The organism is Tistrella bauzanensis, from assembly GCF_014636235.1.
Lineage (GTDB): Bacteria > Pseudomonadota > Alphaproteobacteria > Tistrellales > Tistrellaceae > Tistrella > Tistrella bauzanensis.
This window is the reverse complement of sequence record NZ_BMDZ01000148.1, coordinates 1-3,065: the sequence shown is the minus strand read 5'-3', so window position 1 is coordinate 3,065 and position 3,065 is coordinate 1. Positions and strand designations below refer to the sequence as shown.

The 3,065-nt window shown below is 60.8% G+C and carries 3 protein-coding genes; 2 read left to right on the top strand and 1 reads right to left on the bottom strand.

All coding sequences use genetic code 11. The annotated features are described in order from the left end of the window. Positions 1-227 precede the first annotated feature (227 nt). The gene (locus IEW15_RS25110; RefSeq protein WP_188583222.1) at positions 228-896 is read right to left on the bottom strand and encodes an energy-coupling factor ABC transporter permease; all 669 of its coding nucleotides are present in this window, start codon (positions 894-896) and stop codon (positions 228-230) included. 315 nt (positions 897-1,211) lie between these two features. Here IEW15_RS25110 and IEW15_RS25105 point away from each other — a divergent pair, with 315 nt between their 5' ends. Together IEW15_RS25105 and IEW15_RS25100 are read left to right on the top strand one after the other, a co-directional pair. Continuing rightward, on the top strand, positions 1,212-2,264 hold the full coding sequence (locus IEW15_RS25105) for a substrate-binding domain-containing protein (protein WP_188583219.1): 1,053 nt from the start codon (positions 1,212-1,214) through the stop codon (positions 2,262-2,264). A gap of 235 nt (positions 2,265-2,499) precedes the next feature. Continuing rightward, complete coding sequence (locus IEW15_RS25100; protein ID WP_188583218.1) at positions 2,500-2,958, top strand: MarR family winged helix-turn-helix transcriptional regulator; 459 nt, start codon at positions 2,500-2,502, stop codon at positions 2,956-2,958. Positions 2,959-3,065: the final 107 nt, after the last annotated feature.

The following is a 3,065-nucleotide window of genomic DNA, read 5'->3' as shown; positions in this document are numbered from 1 at the left end:
GACCCCGTCTGCGAGGCTGCATAGCCTCATCAACCAGCGACGTCCGCCGAGCCCTTTTCAACATCGGGCGGGACATCCCCCCGGTCCGTCGACCGGTCCCATGCCGTCGATGCCACCGAGATCATGAATGCCGTTCATCGATCATGTCCTTCTCGTCCGGATACCCAAGACGTGCAGTCAGGAGGTCTGGCGACCAGACAGGCCCTTGCTGCGGGGAAGCGCCTTTGTCATGCTGAAGCATGCAGTCGGCGCTCCAGAACCAGGCTGCCCCGCATGGATTTCGCGACGGCCAGCACGCCCAGATCGATCAGCGGCTCGGCCAGGATGACCGCCAGATACGCAGCCCCGAAGGCAGAGACCGATTGCAGCGTGGCCATGGTGACGCCCTGGCCATAGAGCACCCAGAAAGCCACCCAGGCGACGATGCCGGCCTGATAGGTCACCGACAAGGCAAGCACCTGACGATAGCCAAGGTCGACATAGGGTGTCTGAGGCGCAATCAGCCGGTCGGCGACGTAAGACAGCGCAAACAGCGGCACAAGAAGCGTCGTGACGTTCATGCCGTATTGCGGCAGATCGAATGGGGCAAAGACCAGACCCTGGACCAGCAGACCCAGCGCCAGACCGATTGCCGCCGGCGCCGCGCCGAAGAGCAGGAACAAGGTCGATCCAAGAATCAGATGCACCTCCGACACACCCACTGGCGGATGCGGCAGTACCTGAAACAATCCCAGAACAATGGTGGCAGCAAGACCGCTGCGTACGGCCAACGACATCGCGCCACGCCTGAAGATGTCGTCACGCCCAACTTTCAAGATCATCAGTCCGGCTCCCGCCGCCGTCCCGTAACTCAGAATGATCTTCGCACCATCAACAATGCCCGGTTCGATATGCATCGTTCCGCCTCCTGCCATGCATGTCGGTGAGTCATACCTGCCTGGGGGCATTCACCATGGCTGGTGCCCGGACGCGCTCATCCCACACGTCGCGGAAGCCCCGCTCCCATCAGGTACTGTCATATTCATAATTGTCAGATGACATTATTGCAAAGGAAATATATTTCTACTCGTACCGATCGCCGGACGTGCTGGCGGCCTCGCCGATCCCGCCCTCACCGCAGCGCCACCCGGCCCGGTGCGTCGCAGACCGATGTCTCTTGATGAGGATTCGCGTCATTCCTATCCTGTCTGGACAAATGGGGGGCAACGCTGATGACCAAGATCAAGATCGGCCTGCTGATCTCTCAGAGCGGTCCAACCGGCGTCTGGGCCCCATCCTGTATAAACAGTGCAATTCTCGGCGCCGCCGAGGCCAATGCAGCCGGCGGTATTCGCGGCGCCGAAATTGATCTGGTCGTCCGTGATGCCGGCTGGGAGCCGGCATCGGCCGCGCGACTTGCGCGTGATCTCATCGATGTCGACGGTGTATCGGCAATTGTGGCGATGGTCGCCTCCAACGCGCGGCGCGCGATATCATTTGCCGTGGCCGGGCGCGTGCCGTTCATCTATACGCCGAACTATGAGAGGGACGAGCCCGAGCCGACGATCGCGGTCAGTTCCACAGATGATCATCTGATCCCGCCCATGCTCGCCTGGATCGAACAGCGCTTCCACGCCCGGCGCTTCTTCCTGATCGGCAGCGACTATCGCTGGCCTCGGCGGAGCATGCCGATGGCCGGCCGGATGATCTCGACAACGGGTGGTCATGTGGTCGGTATGCTGGCACGCCCGCTGAACGCCGCCAACATCTGGGATCAACGCGCCATCGAAGACATCCGGAAGACAAAGCCGGATGTGGTGCTGTGTTTCCTGGTCGGTGATCAGGGTATTCCGTTTTATCGGGCGTATGGCGACGCCGGGCTTGCCGCGCTGATCCCGCGATGCGCCATCGCCACAGACGAAACCGTTCTGACCAGTCTCACCCCCGCTGCCATGGAGGGACTTTATGCAGGCGCCTGTTATTTCGCCGCATCCCGCACGCGACCCAATACGGCCTTCATGGAACGCTATTGGTCATCCTTCGGGAGCTATGCCCCGATTCCGAATTTCTATGGCCAGTCGTGTTATGAAGGCATCAGCTTTTCGCTTGGTCTGCTTCAGATGGGCAACACGACCGATCCGCAACGCCTTCTGCACCTGCCGATGAACCAGGTGGCGTATCGTTCGGCGCGCTTCGACACCAGCATGAGCAATCTGGCACGGCGCCTGCCGGTCTATATCGCTGAAGCCGATGGCATGTCCTTCGCGATCATTGCCCGCTTCTGATGTCGCCCGGAACCCCACGGCAGACAAAGGACGCGCCTTTTGCCGCAGCCGCTCGACAGCGGAGATTGCTGACGGGCCGCCGGTTTTTTGGTATCGAAACCCACGCAGGCTACCGGTGGCTGTGGACATCTCCTGATCCGCCCCGTCCCGGAATGCCCGTTGTTCTGACATGCCCGTTGTTCTGTTATGACTGTGCACTCTTTCGGCTCCGCCGGGAAGCGATGAGGAAATGATGATGTCCGGCGACACGCTTCAAACAAATATCGGATTTCTTTTAGCCAGTCTGAACCGGCAGCTTGAGCGCGACCTGGAAGAAAACCTGCGCCCGCTGAAGCTGCCTGTGGATCAGCTTCGGGTGCTTCAGACCCTGGCCTTCGGCAATACAGGCGAAGGACTGAGCATGTCTGAACTCGCCAGGGCTGTTCTTGTCGACGCCTCGACGCTGACCAAGGTGGTCGACCGGATGATATCCGACAGCCTGGTCTACAGGGCGGCCGACCCGGCCGACCGCCGCCGTGTCAAGGTGCTGCTGACCCATAAGGGGGCCAGCCTGCTCAACACGCTGCGTCCTCTGCTCCACCAACAGGAGCAGGATCTTCAGAAGACATTCGAAGTCCTCATGGATGCCCGGAATCCGAAAGACTTCGCGGAACTGCTTGGGCATTTGTACAAGCGGGTCGCCGATCCGCAGTAGCGACGACCAGAATTTCCACGCCCGGATGAGCCTGTTGCAGAATGGGCTCCAACCCTGTCGATGTCCGCTTGCCCCCGCGCTGCGGGGCTGATTCCCTCGGGTGATGT

Bases quoted from the DNA above. Each gene is read 5' to 3' on its own strand.
- IEW15_RS25110 (WP_188583222.1), bottom strand. From the start codon at position 896: ATGCATATCGAACCGGGCATTGTTGATGGTGCGAAGATCATTCTGAGT.
- IEW15_RS25105 (WP_188583219.1), top strand. From the start codon at position 1,212: ATGACCAAGATCAAGATCGGCCTGCTGATCTCTCAGAGCGGTCCAACC.
- IEW15_RS25100 (WP_188583218.1), top strand. From the start codon at position 2,500: ATGTCCGGCGACACGCTTCAAACAAATATCGGATTTCTTTTAGCCAGT.